Origin of the sequence: Cytobacillus horneckiae, assembly GCF_002835735.1 — a bacterium.
In the GTDB taxonomy this organism is placed as follows: Bacteria; Bacillota; Bacilli; order Bacillales; family Cytobacillaceae; genus Cytobacillus; species Cytobacillus horneckiae.
In genome coordinates this window covers 126675-145520 of the sequence record NZ_PISD01000013.1, presented here as the reverse complement: position 1 = coordinate 145520, position 18846 = coordinate 126675, and the positions used below count along the sequence as shown (strand labels likewise).

Genomic DNA, 18846 nt, shown 5'->3' with positions numbered 1-18846 from the left:
AAGTATATGGAGCAATTTATTATTTTTTACGCACCGTTTATTATGGTGTTTATCTCGATTGTCCTTAGTTTTTGGGCAGCCTTAAAGGATGGGCTCGTTGCAAGTGATGATGGTGAAACGGAGAAAAAATAGCTAAAAAATAACAAAAACAGTGCAGACAGAGCAATGGAGCTCGATCCTGCACTGTTTTTGACTTAGGAGCAGCTCTGCTGCAATCTGCTTCTTCCTTAAGACATTGCTTTCAACCCAGTAACACCTATAACGATGAGGGCAACGCTAATTAACCGGGATTTACTTTTAGATTCGCCGAAAAGAAACATACTTAACAGCACTGCTCCGGCTGTTCCTATGCCGATCCAAACTGCATATGCCACGCTTAATTGCAAATATTGAAACGATGCATAGAGAAATCCGAAAGACGCCCCAAATCCGCCCATATAAATAGCACCGTTACGCAAACTTTTAGTTTGGCTGTACATTTTCAACCCAACCACACCGATAATTTCGCTAACAGCGGCTAACATAACTAATAACCAGCCCATATTATGCAGCTCCTTTCATATCTTTTCCTGCCTCTTCTTTATTGTCTGCAAGCTTTAATCCGATCACCCCAAGCATAATTAATGCAATAAAGAGTGTTTTACCGATATTCATACTGCCTCCAAACAAGTACACATCCATTGCTGTTGCACCAACTGTGCCTACGCCGGCGAAAATAGCATATACCGTTCCTGTAGGCAATTTTTCGCAAGCCTTCGCAAGGAAATAAAAGTCAATAATAATTACGCCGATAATCAGCACCCAATGCCACCAAAGGCTTGCTGTATTAAAACCGTATACCCAAACCAACTCAGCTAAACAGGTTAATATTACATACATCCATGATTTATTCATTTTCTGCACCTCTCCCATGACTGACTTTCAGTCATTATTACTCCATAAGAAAACTCGCCGCTATGGCAAGTTACTTATATCCCAGTCCGTATTGAAGAAACTCCAGTACTTCTTTCTTTTGAATTGCAGCCTGTTTCTCATCGGTATGATCATATAAGTAAATTTGCTCTGCCGCTGATTCAACAAGACCGATAAATAACTTAGATGTGTTTTCAACATGTAATGATGCTCGCACTAAGCCCGCATCCTTTGCTTCATTCAAAAAATCACTAATCCAAGCGTAGAACGGCTCATAAACGGTTTCCCATTGACGAATATGATCACTAGAAGCAAGACCAGCATATATCAAAGCAAGAATTTCACGATATTCATTTGTATAAGCAAATATTGCATCAACAATTTGTGATAATCTGATTTCGAATGATTCATTTGCATCTGCTTGATCCTGTACAAAAGTAATCATCCTTTCAACCATTACCTCTGCAATGGCCGGCATGACGGATAGCTTTGATGGAAAATATAAATAAAAGGTACCCTGTGCGATACCAGCAAGTTTGACAATATCCGATATTTTTGTTTTCTCTATTCCCTTTTCACGAAACACTTCAATTGCTGCCTGCACAATCTTCTCTTTTTTATCCATTTTCCATCTCCTTATGTTGTTAATGACTGAATATCATTCATTATACATAAAAAACAAATCATTGTAAAGGCCAAAGAACAAAATATGCTCTTTGGCCATTTACTACTTTACATATTCGATAAAAAAATCGCCATCTCTGTCTATACTAAGGCTTTTTGGGATTTGCAAGTATACAGCCGGGGCTTGCGTATGAATTTCATTTATAGCAAATACATCATCATGTTTAAATTGATTAATTGTGAATTCAGAGGTGTTCATATGAAAAATCAATCTCGCAACTCTATTCACATAATAATCTAGCATATTTTCTGAGTAATGCAGCTCATACGGTTCAAGAGAGTTTTCCACATAATGTCCATTAACAATTGGCCCAATATGGTAGATTGTACTATCAACTTGCCCATCATCCTCCGCTTTTCTCTCAATATAAAATGTTAACCCATCCTCATAATTACTTTTTAATGTGAGCACCTTCTCCTCGTCTATTTGAAAGCTCTCTTCCTTCATGACATACAAAGGATCAATGTTTTCTCTATCTCCATTTTTCAAGGCATTATTTAACTGCTGTGATACTGCTTCAGATTCAATTTGGATATTTTCGGGCTCTATTGAAATAAAGCCAACAAGTATTGTTGAAATCAACAATATACTTGAGTAAGTAATTAAGATTGCATAAGTCGTTTTTATTTTTTTCGAAATAAGGAAGATTGATAAGATAGCTATAGCACCGATAATGACAAGCAAATATAAAGATGTCATCTCTTCACCTCCATATTCCTCAAAATAAGAATTGCAACTGCAAAAGCTATTCCAGCTAAAATGATTGTTTTTATAAAAAACATAAATAAACTAGGTTCATTAAAGTAAAACATTGCAATGGTTGAATTCAGCTTCATCCCATCAAATAACAGCAGCCCAATAATTCCTACTGGAATCAAACCGCTGAAAACTTTATGAACTTGAATGAATGCGCCAAATAAATAGCCAAATGAACAGAATAAGAAGATATATAAAGAAGTAGAAATCACTCCAGTAATGATGTCTTGCATATGTTGCTCGTAAATTAGCATTCCGCTATCGATAAAAAAATACACCAACACATGTATTAAATTGGCTGAAAGCATTGAAGTAAAGCCTGCTAGTAAGCTAATAGTCAAGAGAAACAGAATATTGGACAAACTGCTTGAAATACGATTAGTGACAAAAGTAAACTCATAATTACGATACGGTTTGGTAGTAATAGTAACAGAAGTAATTAGTGCCCAAATCATTGTAAATAATATAACCATATCAGCAGAGTATAGTTTCATGCTAATATCCATGCCGCCTCCATAATATCCTGTATACATTCCTCCTCCAAGAGAAAACAAAACAGCTAACAATTGCAAACCAACTAACGAACTAAACACATCGATATTCGCCTTAAACTTAAAGAAATATTGCTTTTTTAAAATTTCAGCCAAATCAGCTTTAATTAAAGACATCATCAATCCCCCCTTTTCTTTCTTGCGTTAAGTACAGACAAGCCTGTGAAGGGCTTACTGCATTTATTTCCAAGCCAGACCGCCGAGCAGATAGGATTGAATCTTCCGATATTTCATGTCGCTTAATCACTTTTTGCATATAATCTGTTCCAATCATCTGTTCGCTGATTACATCGTGGTTGAGTAATAAAGAGGATACTTCCTCTTTTTTCCCTTGAATCGCTATCATCATTTCCTTTAAATCTGTTATAGATTGATGCAAAATGCACTCGCCATTTTTGATAAGCAGGACATCTTCTAAAATATGCTCGATTTCTTCGAGATGATGGCTGGATATGAGGATTGTTCTCGGATAGGCTATATAATCTTTTAAAAGGGCGCGATAGAAATCCTTTCTTACTGCTTCATCCATTCCGGTTGTAGGCTCATCAAACATAGTCAGCGGACAATGTGAAGATAATCCAACAATCATATTAAATGTGCTTTTTTGCCCTTTAGATAAACGATTATGGTATTGATAAGTCTTAAATGAAAAATAATTTAATAATCCTTCAGCTAATTTGCTGTCCCAATTTGGATAAAATTTCGATGCAGCCACTAATATATCACCCAAGTTCAAAGCAGTCGGAAACGCCATCTGATCATCTATTAAAATTGAATTAACTGACACAGTTAAATTATCAAAGGGTTTCTCAGAAAAAATTTTGATTTTTCCTGAAGTAGGTTTTATAAAACCCGAAAGCAGCTTCAACAAAGTTGTCTTTCCGGCGCCGTTTCTCCCAATTAACCCTGTAATCTTATTTTCTTCAATTGTAAAGCTTAACTGGTTCAAAGCCTTTTTCCGTAAATACTTCTTGGAAACTTCTCTGCACTCAATGACACCCATCACTTCTCCCTCCTTGATTGTTCGCTTTTAATCATCAATATTAATTCTTCATCACTCACCTGTAACCGCTGAGATTCTAAAACAACCTCTTCAATTAAATGTTTCAATACCTGGTTTTTGCGTTTAAAGAGAATCTTTTCTTTGGCGTCACTGAAAACAAACATCCCCAGCCCCCGCTTTTTATATAATATTTGATTATCCACTAACAGGCTGAGCCCTTTTGCCGCAGTTGCTGGATTGATTGTAAACATTTCCGCCAGTTGATATTGAGAATACACCTTCTGATTTGTGGAGAAATTTCCATTTAAAATTTCTGACTCGAGCCATTCTGCAATTTGGACATAGATTGGTTTATTACTTTCAGTATTAAGAATGGATTACGCCCCCTAACCTAGTGCATTACTGATGTAATGTACTATATTATAAATTTCCATAATTATCAATACCTTTTTGGAAAATTTTTAAAAGAATTATTTCATCTGTAATTTCACTTAATGAATGATGCCCTTTTTTGGAACCCTTCACGGAGATATATCAGGCTTATCCTATAGAAAGGATGCTTTGCAACCATGAGCGCTTCCCTCTTGTAAATATGGAATCAAAAAAAAGAGTGCCAAGCAGTAAAACGCTCAGCACTTCGTAACAAATTTATTTTGCAGGAAACAGCATAGTTACAACTGTTCCACAATCTTTTTTACTTTTCACATACATTTGTCCGTTATTTTCACCCATGAGTTTAAAGCAGATGGTTAAGCCGATGCCATTGCCTTTTTCCTTGCTTGTGAAGTAAGGTTCGCCTATGCGGGCTAGCCTTTCTTTTGGAATGCCTTCTCCATTGTCAATGACACGAATGCGGATCCGATTTTGATGCTCGTCAAGTGCAATTTTCACTTTGCCTTCGGATGGAATCGCTTCAAGGCTGTTTTTTACGACATTAATCATAATTTGTTTAAAATGTGATTTATCCATTTTAATCTGTGAAAGAGTAATTAGTTTATTTTCAACTGTAATATGCTTATTTTGTTCTACAGCTAATGCTTCAAAAAGTAGATTGATATTGTTGACTTCAGTTAATGCATCAAGCTTTAATTCAATCTTAATATCTTCTTCCTTTGCTTCAGGCTTACCTAGTATCAAGAGCTCTTTCAGTACTTGATTGATGCGGTCGATTTCTTCGATAAGGATTTTCTCGTACGTTGAATCTGGACTTTTCTCTTTTAAGAGCTGGATAAATCCGCGAATCGTTGTTAATGGGTTTCTAATTTCATGGGCAACACTTGCAGCCATTTCTCCAATTACCTTCATTTTTTCAGATGAAAGCAGAACTTGTTCATTTCTCTTCTGCTCAGTTACATCATTGCCAAAGAAAATGGTGTAGGTTTCTCCTGTTTCCTGATTCAGCTGTTTGCATCCCCACTGTATGTAATAAACATTTCCTCTGCTGTCTGTATAACAATACGGGGTTTCAAAGCCATAATCAACCATTTGTAAGAAGCTCGACAAGGACGCAGTTCTTTTTCCATGCAAGTCTTCTTCAGCTTCAGCAAATAACTTGCAAAATGAACTATTCACTTTTACAATACGATTGTTCGCATCGCTTACTAATAAATAGTTGGGGTTAATATCCATAATGGCCTCAAGCAAATCGCTCTGTTTTTCCCGCTCTTGGTTTATATTTCTTATTCGTTCTGATTGCATTTGGAAAAAACCTAAAAATAGAATGAGTGCAGCGATAATAGAATTAAAACTTGAGAAATAGACCGGCACAAAAGAGAATCCACTAATTACGCCATTTACAAAAATAATCATAGCAGCAATAACAAGTTGAAGATAAAAGCTTTTATAATAGATTCCTTTAAGCTGGATTGTTACAATTAGCAAAAAGAACCAATTTATAAACACAAGCAGTACATTAATAATAAACGTAAAATTCAATGGTCCGTATTCTGGTATCCAATGTGAGGGCGAAAGCGATGTTTCTCCTATATAATTATAGGAAGTCACACCTAATTCCGTAAAATTTATCGCGTATGTGATCACACTAAAACCAGTAACGATGAAAACTCCTGTTTTATTAAATAGGCGTTTAAAATTAATAAGAAACGGGTTTTCCTTCACCAAATAATATGAAAAATAAAACATGATTGGCATAATAAAAATGGAGCCCATCCTTAGTCCCCTAAATAGCCAGTCTATTACCTCAATTGATAAAAAATCATCAGCATATAGAAAAGCAATATCCATTTGCCAAAAAGACAGCATAAGCAAAAATAAAGATAAAGCTTTTGTTAATGAGGCATAGGAAAAAAACAGAATAGAAATTGAGATAAATAAGGGGATAAAGGATACTGTTAGTAATAAGATAAATTCCAATTTATATCCCTCCACTTGAAAGAAGAGCGCAACCGTTATTTCCTCCATACCCATGTGAAGTGATTAATACACTTTCTATCGGCGTATTGATAGTCTTCTCTACTATAGGCAGATTAGGATATTCGGCACGATTAGCATAAAGAGTGGGCGGAATAAATTGTTCTTTCATGCTTATTAGGGCTGAGATCACCTGGAACATGCCTGATGCACCCATTGCATGACCTACCATTCCTTTTATAGAAGTAATAGGGATACCTTTCTTTGCAAATAGCCTTTCATATACGACAGACTCAATATCATCATTTTCCTTAATACCTAATGCCTGACTATTAATATAGGTTGGTTTCTTCTGACCTACACATGACTCCACAGCTCTTAGCATTGCTCCGCCAGCAGAGTCCGAAAGATAGGGTGAGCGTGCATCTTGAGACATGCTTGTTTGTTCTACCCACCCTAGTATTTGAGCATTTCTCTTTAATGCCACTTCCTCATCTTCTACAATCAATATGCCTGCACCCTCAGACATAGCAAACCCAGTTCCCTTTGAAAATGGCCCAGTGAATGCCTCTTCTGTCTGCAATACCCTCAATGGTATAAAGCCTGAAAGCACAAGCTCATTCACTGTAGAATCTGCTCCACCTACAATGCAAATATCTACTTCTTTGGATTTTATAAGGATTTTAGCTAGATGAAGCGCATCTAAACTAGAAGTACAGCTATTGGATAATGCAAACGATTGTCCATCCAGCTTGTAAAATGCATTTAAGGCGCTGGAAAGTGTATTTGCGTTCATATTGCCAATTGCGTATGGTCCTAATCTATTATTCTGTTCCATATCCTTTGTATTTTTAAAGACTTCTGTAATTCCACCGCCTGATGAACCGACAATGACAGCGGTTTTATAGTCTCTCGGAGAAACTCCTGCCATGTTTACTGCCATTTCAGAAGCATGAAGCAACATTTGTGCAACCTTAGGATATTTTTTTCCTTTAGCAAAGGGAAAAAATATATCTTCTGAACAAACCCTGCCGGTATGAATATATTTGTCTTTAAACTTTTCTTTTTTTAAGACAGAACTTCCTGCTTTTAATATATTTGTATAGCTTTCTATCGATGTTAGACCAGGGCCAATTATACCCATCCCTGTGATGACAGCTCCCATAAAATGCAACCCCTTTGTACACATCCAACTTTATTTTACTATTAAATAAATGATGAGGAAATAACTCTTTATTTATTGTTCTGCTTCCACATCACCATAATAGTACTATAGTATCATACAGATGTGACAAATAAATCAATGATATTTCATGTTTTTTTATGCTAAAAAGACAAAAGGCGAATCCGGCATAGACTCACCTTAATTATAATTTCTCTTTAGCAGCAGCGGTTTCAGCCTTTAATTCACCTTGCCAGTCCTTTGTCACGTCAATCCAATTTTTTGCGTTTGCATATTGGTAGAGCTCCTCACAAGTTAGCTCGATAGCTGAATTTCTACTTCCACATGCAGGATATACCAATTCAAATCTTTTTAAAGATACATCCATATATACGTCCAAATCCTTTGCCAATCCAAAAGGACATACTCCTCCAACGACATGACCCGTTTGTTCAGTCACTTCTTCCGCAGAAAGCATCCTTGCCTTCATTCCAAAGGTTTCCCGGAATTTCTTATTATCTATTCTTGCATCACCAGCTGCGACAATTAAGATTCCTAATTCTCCTTCACCTCTGAAAGATAATGTTTTTGCAATTTTGGCAGGGCTAACACCAATTGCTTCAGCGGCTTGGTCGACAGTCGCACTGGTCGTATCAAACTCTAGTATATCTTGATCACGCTCATATTTTTTCAAATGAGCCTTCACACTTTCAAGCGACATTTGAACCTTCCTTTCTGTAAAATATTATGTAAAAGCATAACACTCTTTATTGTGCAAAAGCAATTAGATTTTATCTAAAAATTCGAAATACTGATAAACGATTTTCTTAGTCGTTATTAAATATGATAGAGTAAACAGAGAAGATCATACTTTTTTTGGAGGCTATTGAATGAAGGAAAAAAAACTTATTGGGTATGTTGGTACATATACAAATGGAGACAGTGAAGGTATTTACTCATTTCAGCTGGCTGCCAATGAAATCACAGATGTTAAAGTTGCCGCTGCACTTGAAAACCCTACATATATAACAATTAGTGCAGACAATCAATTTCTTTATTCTGTAATAAAAAAGGGAGAAGACGGAGGGATTGCTTCCTATAAAATCAATGAAAATTCAGGTGAGCTTCACGCAATAAGCACACAATTATCTGCTGGATCACCTCCATGTCATGTTAGTCTAGATGATCGTGCAGAAAGTGTTTTAAGCGCCAATTACCATAAAGGAACGATCGACTACTATTCATCAAAGGGTGGCATAGTAGAACCAGCTTTATCAACTGTTGAACACCATGGTTCAGGTCCACACACCCGTCAAGAGAAGCCTCATACGCATTATGCTGGCTTTACCCCGGATGAGAAATATACTATTGCAGTTGATTTAGGAATCGACCAAATCATTGTTTATGAGTTAATACACAATCAGCTTATTGAGAAATCTGTTTTGAATACAGCACCTGGCAGCGGACCACGTCATCTTGTATTCCATCCGAATGGTCAATGGGCGTATGTGATGACAGAATTGAGCTCAGAAGTGATTTCATTGAAATATGACAAAGACAATGGCCGCTTTACACAAATACAAGCTATCTCCAGCATCCCTGCGGATTTCAGTAAAAATAACCAGGGAAGTGCGATTCATATATCTAGTGATGGCCGTTTTATTTATGCTGGCAACCGAGGACATGACAGCATTGCAGTATTTGCAGTAGACCAGCAAACAGGGCTTCTCTCATTTATTGAGCATACATCAACCTATGGCAATTGGCCTCGTGATTTTGTTTTGGATCCATCAGAAAACTATCTTGTGGCATCCAATCAAAACTCAAGTTCGCTTACTTTATATCGCCGAAATTGTGAGACTGGTAAATTGTCTGTAATCCAAAAAGATGTTAAAGTACCCAACCCGGTTTGTGTAAAATTCTTAAATCTACTCTAATTATTTTTATTTATAGCAGGAAAGGAGCCTCCTTTTCTGCTTTTTTGTTTGTGGTATCACAATCATCTCCTTTTACAACACTCGAAGAAAAAATCTCTGTTCTACCTCCCTTGGACATGCATATACATAGACTGAGGATAACAGAGAAGGGGAAGATATTATTGAATAAAGCTGTTTCTATTATTGGATTGCTCATCATTATAGGCTTTGTTGCATATAGTGAATCGCCGAATTCTTTTCTCAGTCATGAAAATGAGCATGACAACCTATATCAAATGATTCCGGTCGTGAATGATGTGAAAGAAGCAGAAGAAGTGGATCAGCCGGTAGCTGATGAAGACCCTTTAGATGGCATTATCCCAAGTTTGGAGCTTAAATTAGTAGATACTCAAGTGGAGGACAATGAGATAATCGAAACATACAGACAATATGAAGTATATCGAGATAACAATAATAAGGTAATTGAAATGGTTGCCTTAGATGAATATGAGTATTTAAAATATGAGAAATAAAAAAATCTTATCTGATAACAGATGAGATTTTTTTTAGTCTAATAGCAAAAAAACAGCTAAATGCCTGGAATGAGGAAATTCGACAGGGATTTTCACTCCATCTTTAAATCCAGTAATCGCCGTATGACCTTCCATAATCGTTGGCGCAGTTATATCTATGTTAATCTTATCGGACTCTATTGATGTTGAAAAACCACCAGCAAGCATATTTCCCAGTTCTCCGCTAAAAGAAACCAACATTTCTCCTTCAAGCTCCATTCCATATAAAGCTTTTCCTATATAGGCAAACAGACTGTTATCGCCTGAAAACAGGAGCTTCCCTTTCACATCTCCAGTAAAACCAATAAATACGCCAAAATCAATTAAGATTGAATCTCCGATTGGGGACGTTTTATTAATAGAATGTTCTAAAGGAATTGTCTGGCTGATCGCAGAGATCATTCCATTTAATAAAGCTTCTGTCATGTGAAAGCTTTCGTCTGAAGCTATTGACAAATCTTCACCCCCTATAAAATTGTCCTATCTAATAGTTCTTTATATTCAAGCCTATAGTCATAGTAATTGAATTGATTGATTATTTCAACACTATTTTTTCCCCTACTTTTAAAAACTCAAACACGCCTGAACGTCAATTCTTTCAGATTTTGTTCTTTCTTAAGGATTTGTTAAGATTTTCATAAGATAAAACTTATAAAAGTGAATTGATTTTACAATAAGGTTAATTATATTGGGGGGATTTGTTTGAACACTCGTATTTTAGTTATAGATGATGAGAAAGAAATTGCTGATCTTATTGAGGTCTACTTGCAAAATGAAAATTTCCAAGTTTTTAAATTTTATTCACCAACAGATGCTTTGAATTGTATTGAAACTGAAAAGCTAGACTTAGCTATTCTTGATGTGATGATGCCGGAAATCGATGGCTTTACAATATTACGCAAAATACGCGAGTCACTCCACTTCCCTGTTATCATGCTCACAGCTAAAGATGAAGAAATTGATAAAATTACAGGGCTCACACTTGGAGCAGATGATTATATAACCAAGCCTTTCAGACCGCTTGAGCTCATTGCCCGAGTCAAAGCGCAGCTGCGAAGATCAACAAAGTATAATCGATCTGATTCAGAGCAAAACGAGAATATTATTGCATTTTCAGGATTAATTCTTGATCGGAATACCCGCCAATGCATGTTAAATGAAAAGCCGTTGCTGCTTACTCCAACCGAATTTTCCATCCTTTGGTTTCTTAGTAAAAATCGGGGCCGTGTCATTGGTTCAGAGGAATTATTTCATGAGGTATGGGGCGAGAAATATTTTAGTAGCAACAATACTGTAATGGTTCATATACGTCATCTCCGTGATAAAATGAACGATTCGGCGGAACATCCAAAATATATTAAAACGGTTTGGGGAGTAGGTTATATGATTGAAAAATGACTTTAGAAAACTTAAAAGAACAATCATCCTTCAGATTATCATTACTTTATTTATCGCTGCAGCGATTGGCTTATTAATCAATAATATCCTTATTGATGGCATCCTCCAAGCGCCATTTGCTGATTGGTTTACCAAATTGATACAAAATGTTTTTGATGTTGATTTTTACGCTGCACAAATGACTTATATGAACCTGTTTCAGCGCAACAAGCCGCTATGGCTGGCAATTGGATTTATATTGCTTTTACTCATTATCTTTTATATAACGCTTTCTCGATTTACACTCTATTTTAAACAAATGAATCAAGGGATCCATATGCTTGCCGAAGAACAGCAAGCAGAATTCAACCTCCCGCCGGAGCTTGAATTTATGGAAAAGAACCTGAATACAGTGAAAGACCGTTTAGCAAAAAGAGCAAGGGACGCACAGGAAGCTGAGCAGCGCAAGAATGATTTAGTCGTCTATCTGGCCCATGATATAAAAACCCCGCTTACATCTGTAATTGGCTACTTAAGTTTATTAAATGAGGCTTCAGACATGCCTCAGCAGCAACGAGAAAAATATACAAAGATTACTTTGGAAAAAGCAAATAGGCTGGAAGATTTAATCAATGAGTTTTTTGATATAACAAGATTCAATTTGCAAACAATCGTACTGGAAAAATCACCAATTAACCTTTCGCTTATGATGATGCAAATTGCAGATGAGTTTTACCCTTTACTTGCTGAGAAAGGGAGCAGAGCTGCCATCCATGCTGACGATCATTTAATGATTGAAGCCGATCCAGACAAACTTGCAAGAGTATTTAATAATGTTTTCAAAAACGCGATTATGTACAGTGATGAAGATAGCGCCATCGATATTAATATCAAGAAAACTGACGACCATGTAATGATCGAATTCACAAACTTTGGTAAAACCATTCCTTCGCATAAATTACAATCAATTTTTGAGAAATTTTACCGGTTGGATGAGTCAAGGTCATCACATACAGGCGGTGCAGGCTTAGGACTTGCGATTGCAAAGGAAATTGTCCTGGCGCACAATGGTCAAATTACAGCTGAAAGCGAAAACGGCACAACCGTATTTACTGTCACCCTTCCATCTTAAGAGAAACTTAAGAAATTCCTTATATGAAATTAAAAAACAACTCCTACTTTTTTGGTTGAATAAAGAGACAGGCGGAACGAGCCACCTCCGCATTTTGTCCAGCTGCGGTGGCTAGCCCCTCGAGGTCATAAGTCAAACAAGACTAGAGGTATAGTACAACCTCCACTCTTGTCCGCCTTATGCTAGTCGGGGCGGAACGAGCCACCTCCGCATTTCTATTTGTCCAGCTGCGGTGGCTAGCCCCTCGAGGTCATAAGTCAAACAAGACTAGAGGTATAGTTCAACCTCCAGTCTTGTCCGCCTTATGCTGGTCGGGGCTGTACGAGCCACCTCCGCATTTCTATTAAGGAGTTGTTTTTATGAAAAAGGTATTTTTTATCATGTTTTTATTTGCTTTGCTGCTTGGCGGCGGCTATTTATATACCCACGTTGCTTCTGCTCCTAAAGCCGGTCCGGATATTGAATTAAACAGTCAAAACGCAGTTTTAATGGATTTGTCAGGAAATATTCATTTGGAAAAAGAAGCGGATGAAAGAATTTTCCCTGCTTCCTTAACTAAGATTATGACTGCGATTGTTGCAATTGAGCTTATCAATCAAACTCAAGAACCGATTTTATTAACAGAGGAAATGTTTACAGAATTATATGAAGCCAATGCAAGCATGGCTGGCTTTTTGCCTGGCGAGGAAACTCGCGCAATTGATTTGCTCTACGGCATCATGCTCCCATCTGGCGCTGAAGCATCAATTGGACTAGCTTCCCATATTGCTGGGTCTGAGGCCAATTTTGTAAGCCTGATGAACAAGAAAGCTGAACAGCTCGGTTTAGAGAATACCCATTTCATGAATGTCACTGGATTGCACGACAAAGACCATTATTCCAGCGCCTCAGATATGGCAATTCTGCTTCTATATGCATTGCAGAATGACACGTTTAAAGACATTTTCACAGCGCAATCATATACTGTACTTCCAACAAACTTTCATCCAGATGGAATGACAATCTGGAGCAGCATGTTTCAAAAGCTTGATTCCTCCATCATCAATAATGGCGAAATTCTTGGCGGAAAAACAGGCTATACGAAACAGGCGGGATTATGTTTGGCCAGCCTTGCAAACATAGGTGGCAAGGAATATATTCTAATAACTGCAGGCGCGGAGGGCGGGCCAAATACAGAGCAATTTAATCTAACAGATATGATAAAAGTGTATAATACGCTTTGACATTTCATTGGATATGGTTTATTGTAATTTTAACAAAACAAGGAAGGGTGACCCTGGGCCGATGAAGTACTAATCCTATTTTTCGAAAGCAAACAATTGAAGGTTTATATATGCAGAAAGATTTGCTCTTTTTGTGTTGCCTTCAATCGACGTTTTCAGAATAGGATTGAGCTTCAATGGTTACCAAGGGGTTATTATACCCTTTATTCGGTGTACAGCCATGCCTCCTATTCTGAATTTAAAGATAGGAGGCATTTTTATGTCTCCAGAAAAAAGGAGATGATCTTTTGTTACTGCTTGAAGCAAACGAATTAAAAATTTATATAAAAGATCGATTAATCGCAGATATTGCACATTTAGCGATTCATAAGAATGAACGAATTGGTTTAGTCGGTAGAAACGGCAGCGGGAAAACGACCTTATTAGAGGTTCTTTCCAATCAGCGTGTACCTGATGAGGGGAATGTCGTTCGGCATTCCGTCACAGAGCTTCTTCCACAGCTAAAACACACAGATCAATATATAAGCGGTGGCGAGCTGACACAGGAATATATTAAAGGTGCAATTGCCCGCAGCCCTGAGATCTTATTAGCTGATGAACCGACGACAAATCTTGATACTTCTCATATTGAATGGATGGAAAAAATTATGAAAGGCTGGCAAGGCGCCTACGTTCTCGTCTCACATGACCGCGCCTTTCTTGATGCCGTCTGTACAAAAATATGGGAAATTGAAGAAGGAAAACTGAAGGAATACAGTGGAAATTACTCAGATTACAAAGCGAAGAAAGATCAGGAAGCTCGGGAACAGCAGCTCGCATATGAAAACTATGAAAGAAAAAAGGCTCAGCTTGAAAATGCGCTTGAGCTAAAGGTTAAAAAAGCCGAGCGGGCAACAAAGAAACCGAAAAATGTCAGCGCTTCTGAAGCGAGTATTACCGGTGCTAAGCCTTATTTTGCAAAGAAAGAAAAGAAGCTTCAAAAAACCGCCAAATCAATTGAAACAAGACTTGAAAAGCTCGAAAAAGTGGAAAAAGCAAAAGAATTGCCTTCTATCAAAATGGATCTTCCTAACGAGCGGACATTCAAAAATCGAGTGATTATGCGAATGACAGATTTGCCTGGAATCATCCAGGAACGGGTATTATGGAAACCTGCTACTCTTCATATCAAAGGCGGGGAGAAAGTGGCCATCGTCGGTCCTAATGGCAGCGGGAAAACAACACTGTTAAAAAAAATCATTCGCCAAGATGATGGCATATCCATCTCACCTGCCGTGAAAATCGGTTATTTTAGCCAAAATATAGATATTCTAGATAAAAATAAGACCATTCTAGAGAACGTTACATCAACCTCGAAACAAGATGAAACCTTTATTAGAACAATCCTTGCGAGACTTCGCTTCCTCCGCAAAGATGTTTACAAGCCTGTAAACGTACTCAGCGGCGGTGAACGTGTAAAAGTAGCACTGGCAAAGCTATTCGTTAGTGATATTAATACGCTCATTTTAGATGAACCGACAAACTTTTTAGATATAGAAGCTGTCGAAGCATTAGAAGAACTCCTAATCGAATATGAGGGCACGATCATCTTTGTTTCTCATGATAGAAGATTCATCGAGAAAATTGCGAACAGATTAGTTATTTTTGAAGATGGTGAGCTAACACTATTTGATGGTTCTTATCATGATTATCTAAACTATGAACCTGCACCTGAGAGGGATACGAAAGAAGATCAGCTACTCATTATTGAGACGAAAATTACTGAAGTTCTTTCAAGATTGAGTATTGCACCAAGTGAAGCGCTTGAAAAGGAGTTTCAAGCGTTATTGAAGCGAAAAAGAGAATTGCAGTAAAATTGTCAGCGAAGGAAACAATTGATTCTCCTTCGCTGTTTTTAGCTATGTTCACCAGTCTTTTCATAACCCTTCGATTGATAAAATTAATGGGCGATTACTCGCTCTTCTCTATTTCCGCTATTTAGGATATCCCTGCAGCCTTCAACTGCCCATTGTCTGTTGCTTTGATGAGTATTTTGACAACCCCTTGCCGTCTTTGCCTTTTCATCTTCTCACATGACATTCACTGTATTCTTAAGATAAGCCTCGATGCAAACCAGCCATGCCGACCAGCTTTCCGTCTGATTCAGCAACGATCGTATAATAATCATCATGCTTAATTATTTTCGCCATTCTTGCTTTCATATCTTTAACTTTCGGTAAATTTTCAAATAATCAATCGTTCACCTCTCTCGTATTTGGATAATTTTTCCTATCGTAATAGAAAGCCCTGTCCTTAGATTCATATTCGTCATCATCATTAGTATAATTACTTCAACAGTGGAGATATTGAAATGGAAACTACATGAGAGCAGGGTTTCCATGTAAGAAAGCACAAAAAAGTTAAAGGCTTTTCCGCTAAAAAATGATACAATGGACGGTAAATTATAAACCATAAGTATATAAGAACTTTAATTTCTAAGCCTAACTGAAGCCGCACTAAGAAATACAAGAGGGGGAAAAATACATGAATCCTATCATCAATCGAATACATACTGCATCTGGAAAACAGCCAGCAGATCTTGTGATTAAAAATGCGCAAATTGTCGATGTCTTTAGCAGTGAAATTATTACAGGGGATGTTGCCATAAAGGATGGATACATAGCTGGTATTGGAGAATATGAAGGGAAGGAAACAATTGATGCCAAGCAAAAATTTCTAGCGCCTTCATTTCTGGATGGCCATGTTCATATTGAATCTTCTATGGTCACCCCTCCCGAATTTGCAAAGATTCTGCTTAAGCATGGAGTAACAGGTGTCATATGTGATCCTCATGAAATCGCCAATGTTGTAGGTTCAAAAGGAATCCAATTTATGCTGGAGGCTTCAGAAAATATTCCGTTTGATGCCTATTTTATGCTTCCTTCCTGTGTGCCCGCCACAACTTTTGAAAATGCCGGAGCCGCTTTAAATGCAGAAGATCTTTCTCCATTCTATAATCATCCGAAAGTGCTTGGTCTTGCTGAAGTCATGAATTATCCAGGTGTTATGAACGCTGATGCAGATTTATTGGCAAAGATCGAAGAAGCGCGCAACCGCGGCAAAAAAGTCGATGGCCATGCTGCGGGTCTATCAGGAAAGCAATTGGATGTGTATATGGCAGCCGGCATCCGGACAGACCATGAGTGTACAACAGCAGAAGAAGCTCGAGAACGGCTGCAAAAAGGCATGTATGTTATGATTCGTGAAGGCACTGCGGCAAAGGAGCTAGAAAAAATTATTGAATTAGTCAATGACCGAAACGCACGCCGCTTCTTATTCGTTACCGATGATCGGCATTTAGACGATATCATTAATGAAGGCAGCATTGATTATATGATAAGAGCGGCAATAAAAGCTGGCATGCATCCAATTACAGCGATACAAATGGGCTCATTAAATACCGCAGAGTGCTTCGGCTTAACTGAGCAAGGAGCGATTGCACCCGGATATAAAGCTGATTTTCTGCTTTTAGATAATTTAGAGCAGCTTGCCATTCACGCTGTTTTTAAAAATGGAAAATGCGTAGTGAAAAATGGGGAATTGCACTCCTTTCCAACGGTTGAACTGAATGCAAAAACTAAACAGCTAATGGGCAGCGTCCATATCCCGACTTTAACAAAGGATGATTTCAAAATCTTAATCCAAGATGTACAAGCCAATATAATTGAAGTCATTCCAAACAGCATTGTCACCAAGCATGTGATTGAAGCTGTCAAAACAGATGACACTCATCACTTTCTTACATCCCCTGAAAATGATCAGCTTAAGCTGGCTGTCATTGAAAGGCATCATCATACAGGCAATATTGGGTTAGGGATATTAAAAGGACTTGGACTGCAAGCCGGTGCAATTGCTACAACAGTTGCCCATGACTCACATAACCTCATTATTGCAGGTGTCAATGATGAAGATATGTTGACTGCTGCAAAAGCCATTGAAGAGCTGCAAGGCGGTTTAGTTGTTGTAAAAGATGGCGAGGTGCTGGCAAAGCTCAGTTTGCCGATTGCCGGCCTTATGTCTGAAGCTTCCTATCCAGAAGTAAATCATGAACTGCAAAATATAAACAGCGCACTAGTAAAAATTGGGGCAAAAACAACCTTTAATCCATTCCTAACATTAAGCTTCCTTGCACTGCCGGTGATTCCTGCATTAAAGCTTACAGATATAGGTTTATTTGATGTAAATACTTTCACTCATATTCCTATCTCACATCATTCTGACAGCTGATGAGCTAATAAGAAAGGTACCCAGCTTGGGTACCTTTTACTTAATTAATGGTAATAATTAATGATAATATTGACTGAATCACCGCATCCAAATTCGCAATCTTTCCCAAATCGTTCTCAACCTACTGCTTTGGCACCCAAATATCATTTTTCTCCAATATGGACCGCTTCATTAGCTTTGATTTTCAACGTGCTTATACAGATGGAAAACTTCAGGTTCCTGCTTCACAAATTAGAATCCCCTGAAAATATGACCCGATTTCCAAGCGCATAAATATTATTTTAATTGAAAATGTGTCTTGCGATTCGTAATAATCGCTAAACATGATTGCTGTTTCAGCTTAATAGGCATTTCATGTAAATAAGGAACGGTGTACTACTCTCTTTAAAATGTGAAGATAATCATTCAAAAAAGAGTTAAGCGAGGAGCTTCGTGTGGGTAAAACGGTGGTTATTCACCTGAATAAGATGCTTTTGTGCTGCTTTCAGGGGAATAAACCGTGGTTATTCACCTGAATAAGGTGCTTTTGCGCTGCTTCAGGGGAATAAACCGTGGTTATTCACCTGAACAAGGTGCTTTTGCGCTGCTTCAGGGGAACAAACCGTGGTTATTCACCTGAACAAGGTGCTTTTGCGCTGCTTCAGGGGAATAAACCGTGGTTATTCACCTGAACAAGGTGCAATCGAGCTGCTTCAGGGGAATAAACCGTGGTTATTCACCTGAACAAGTTGCTTTTGTGCTGCTTCAGGGGAATAAACCGTGGTTATTCACCTGAACAAGTTGCTTTTGTGCTGCTTCAGGGGAACAAACCGTGGTTATTCACCTGAACAAGATGCAATCGAGCTGCTTCGGGGGAATAAACCGTGGTTATTCACCTGAACAAGTTGCTTTTGTGCTGCTTCAGGGGAATAAACCGTGGTT

Annotated in this window: 19 protein-coding genes; 8 read left to right on the top strand and 11 right to left on the bottom strand. The window is 37.8% G+C overall.

What is annotated here, in order from left to right; all coding sequences use genetic code 11:
- Positions 1 to 6 precede the first annotated feature (6 nt).
- Positions 7 to 132, top strand: a complete 126-nt coding sequence (gene cydS, locus CWS20_RS28930) for a cytochrome bd oxidase small subunit CydS family protein (protein WP_276328294.1) — start codon at positions 7 to 9, stop codon at positions 130 to 132.
- Positions 133 to 227: 95 nt separating this feature from the next.
- Here the strand turns inward: cydS and CWS20_RS07420 are convergent, their stop codons facing one another.
- The 10 genes from CWS20_RS07420 to CWS20_RS07375 all read right to left on the bottom strand — a co-directional run bounded on the left by CWS20_RS07420 (position 228) and on the right by CWS20_RS07375 (position 8160).
- Positions 228 to 542 (bottom strand): DMT family transporter, encoded by a 315-nt coding sequence (locus CWS20_RS07420; RefSeq protein ID WP_066192805.1) that lies wholly within the window; start codon positions 540 to 542, stop codon positions 228 to 230.
- Position 543: 1 nt separating this feature from the next.
- Positions 544 to 894, bottom strand: coding sequence for a DMT family transporter (locus CWS20_RS07415; protein ID WP_066192803.1), 351 nt, complete (start codon positions 892 to 894; stop codon positions 544 to 546).
- 70 nt (positions 895 to 964) lie between these two features.
- Positions 965 to 1537, bottom strand: coding sequence for a TetR/AcrR family transcriptional regulator (locus tag CWS20_RS07410; RefSeq protein WP_066192801.1), 573 nt, complete (start codon positions 1535 to 1537; stop codon positions 965 to 967).
- 102 nt (positions 1538 to 1639) lie between these two features.
- Positions 1640 to 2296, bottom strand: a complete 657-nt coding sequence (locus CWS20_RS07405) for a hypothetical protein (protein WP_066192798.1) — start codon at positions 2294 to 2296, stop codon at positions 1640 to 1642.
- Positions 2293 to 3024: a hypothetical protein gene (locus CWS20_RS07400; protein ID WP_142385367.1), complete on the bottom strand. Its 732-nt coding sequence runs from the start codon at positions 3022 to 3024 to the stop codon at positions 2293 to 2295. The genes CWS20_RS07405 and CWS20_RS07400 overlap by 4 nt, the downstream gene beginning before the upstream one ends.
- A complete protein-coding gene (locus CWS20_RS07395) occupies positions 3008 to 3907 on the bottom strand; it encodes an ATP-binding cassette domain-containing protein (RefSeq protein ID WP_066192794.1) in 900 nt (299 codons plus the stop codon). The genes CWS20_RS07400 and CWS20_RS07395 overlap by 17 nt, the downstream gene beginning before the upstream one ends.
- Positions 3907 to 4158: a GntR family transcriptional regulator gene (locus tag CWS20_RS07390; protein ID WP_411814265.1), complete on the bottom strand. Its 252-nt coding sequence runs from the start codon at positions 4156 to 4158 to the stop codon at positions 3907 to 3909. Before CWS20_RS07390 ends, CWS20_RS07395 begins: the two co-directional genes overlap by 1 nt.
- Positions 4159 to 4555: 397 nt before the next feature.
- Positions 4556 to 6280, bottom strand: a complete 1725-nt coding sequence (locus CWS20_RS07385) for an ATP-binding protein (protein ID WP_066192790.1) — start codon at positions 6278 to 6280, stop codon at positions 4556 to 4558.
- Between the two features lies 1 nt (position 6281).
- Positions 6282 to 7442 (bottom strand): beta-ketoacyl-[acyl-carrier-protein] synthase family protein, encoded by a 1161-nt coding sequence (locus tag CWS20_RS07380; protein WP_066192789.1) that lies wholly within the window; start codon positions 7440 to 7442, stop codon positions 6282 to 6284.
- 202 nt (positions 7443 to 7644) lie between these two features.
- On the bottom strand, positions 7645 to 8160 hold the full coding sequence (locus CWS20_RS07375) for a YbaK/EbsC family protein (RefSeq protein WP_066192787.1): 516 nt from the start codon (positions 8158 to 8160) through the stop codon (positions 7645 to 7647).
- Positions 8161 to 8329: 169 nt separating this feature from the next.
- Between CWS20_RS07375 and CWS20_RS07370 the strand changes: the two genes are divergently transcribed.
- Entirely contained in the window at positions 8330 to 9376 is a 1047-nt protein-coding gene (locus CWS20_RS07370; RefSeq protein ID WP_066192785.1) for a lactonase family protein, read from the top strand.
- Between the two features lie 161 nt (positions 9377 to 9537).
- Positions 9538 to 9888, top strand: a complete 351-nt coding sequence (locus tag CWS20_RS07365; protein ID WP_066192784.1) for a hypothetical protein — start codon at positions 9538 to 9540, stop codon at positions 9886 to 9888.
- 33 nt (positions 9889 to 9921) lie between these two features.
- On the opposite strand, the gene CWS20_RS07360 is transcribed toward CWS20_RS07365, so the two are convergent.
- Positions 9922 to 10383: a chemotaxis protein CheX gene (locus CWS20_RS07360; RefSeq protein ID WP_241198846.1), complete on the bottom strand. Its 462-nt coding sequence runs from the start codon at positions 10381 to 10383 to the stop codon at positions 9922 to 9924.
- 246 nt (positions 10384 to 10629) lie between these two features.
- Here CWS20_RS07360 and vanR point away from each other — a divergent pair, with 246 nt between their 5' ends.
- The 5 genes from vanR to ade all read left to right on the top strand — a co-directional run bounded on the left by vanR (position 10630) and on the right by ade (position 17925).
- A complete protein-coding gene (gene vanR, locus CWS20_RS07355; protein WP_066192782.1) occupies positions 10630 to 11325 on the top strand; it encodes a VanR-ABDEGLN family response regulator transcription factor in 696 nt (231 codons plus the stop codon).
- Positions 11315 to 12436 carry a vancomycin resistance histidine kinase VanS gene (gene vanS / locus CWS20_RS07350; protein ID WP_066192780.1) on the top strand — a complete coding sequence of 374 codons (1122 nt, stop codon included), beginning with the start codon at positions 11315 to 11317 and terminating at the stop codon, positions 12434 to 12436. Before vanR ends, vanS begins: the two co-directional genes overlap by 11 nt.
- A 359-nt stretch (positions 12437 to 12795) precedes the next feature.
- Positions 12796 to 13659 carry a D-alanyl-D-alanine carboxypeptidase family protein gene (locus tag CWS20_RS07345; protein WP_066192778.1) on the top strand — a complete coding sequence of 288 codons (864 nt, stop codon included), beginning with the start codon at positions 12796 to 12798 and terminating at the stop codon, positions 13657 to 13659.
- Positions 13660 to 13946: 287 nt separating this feature from the next.
- Positions 13947 to 15512: a Vga family ABC-F type ribosomal protection protein gene (locus CWS20_RS07340; RefSeq protein WP_066192776.1), complete on the top strand. Its 1566-nt coding sequence runs from the start codon at positions 13947 to 13949 to the stop codon at positions 15510 to 15512.
- Positions 15513 to 16182: 670 nt separating this feature from the next.
- Entirely contained in the window at positions 16183 to 17925 is a 1743-nt protein-coding gene (ade, locus tag CWS20_RS07335) for an adenine deaminase (protein WP_066192774.1), read from the top strand.
- Positions 17926 to 18846: the final 921 nt, after the last annotated feature.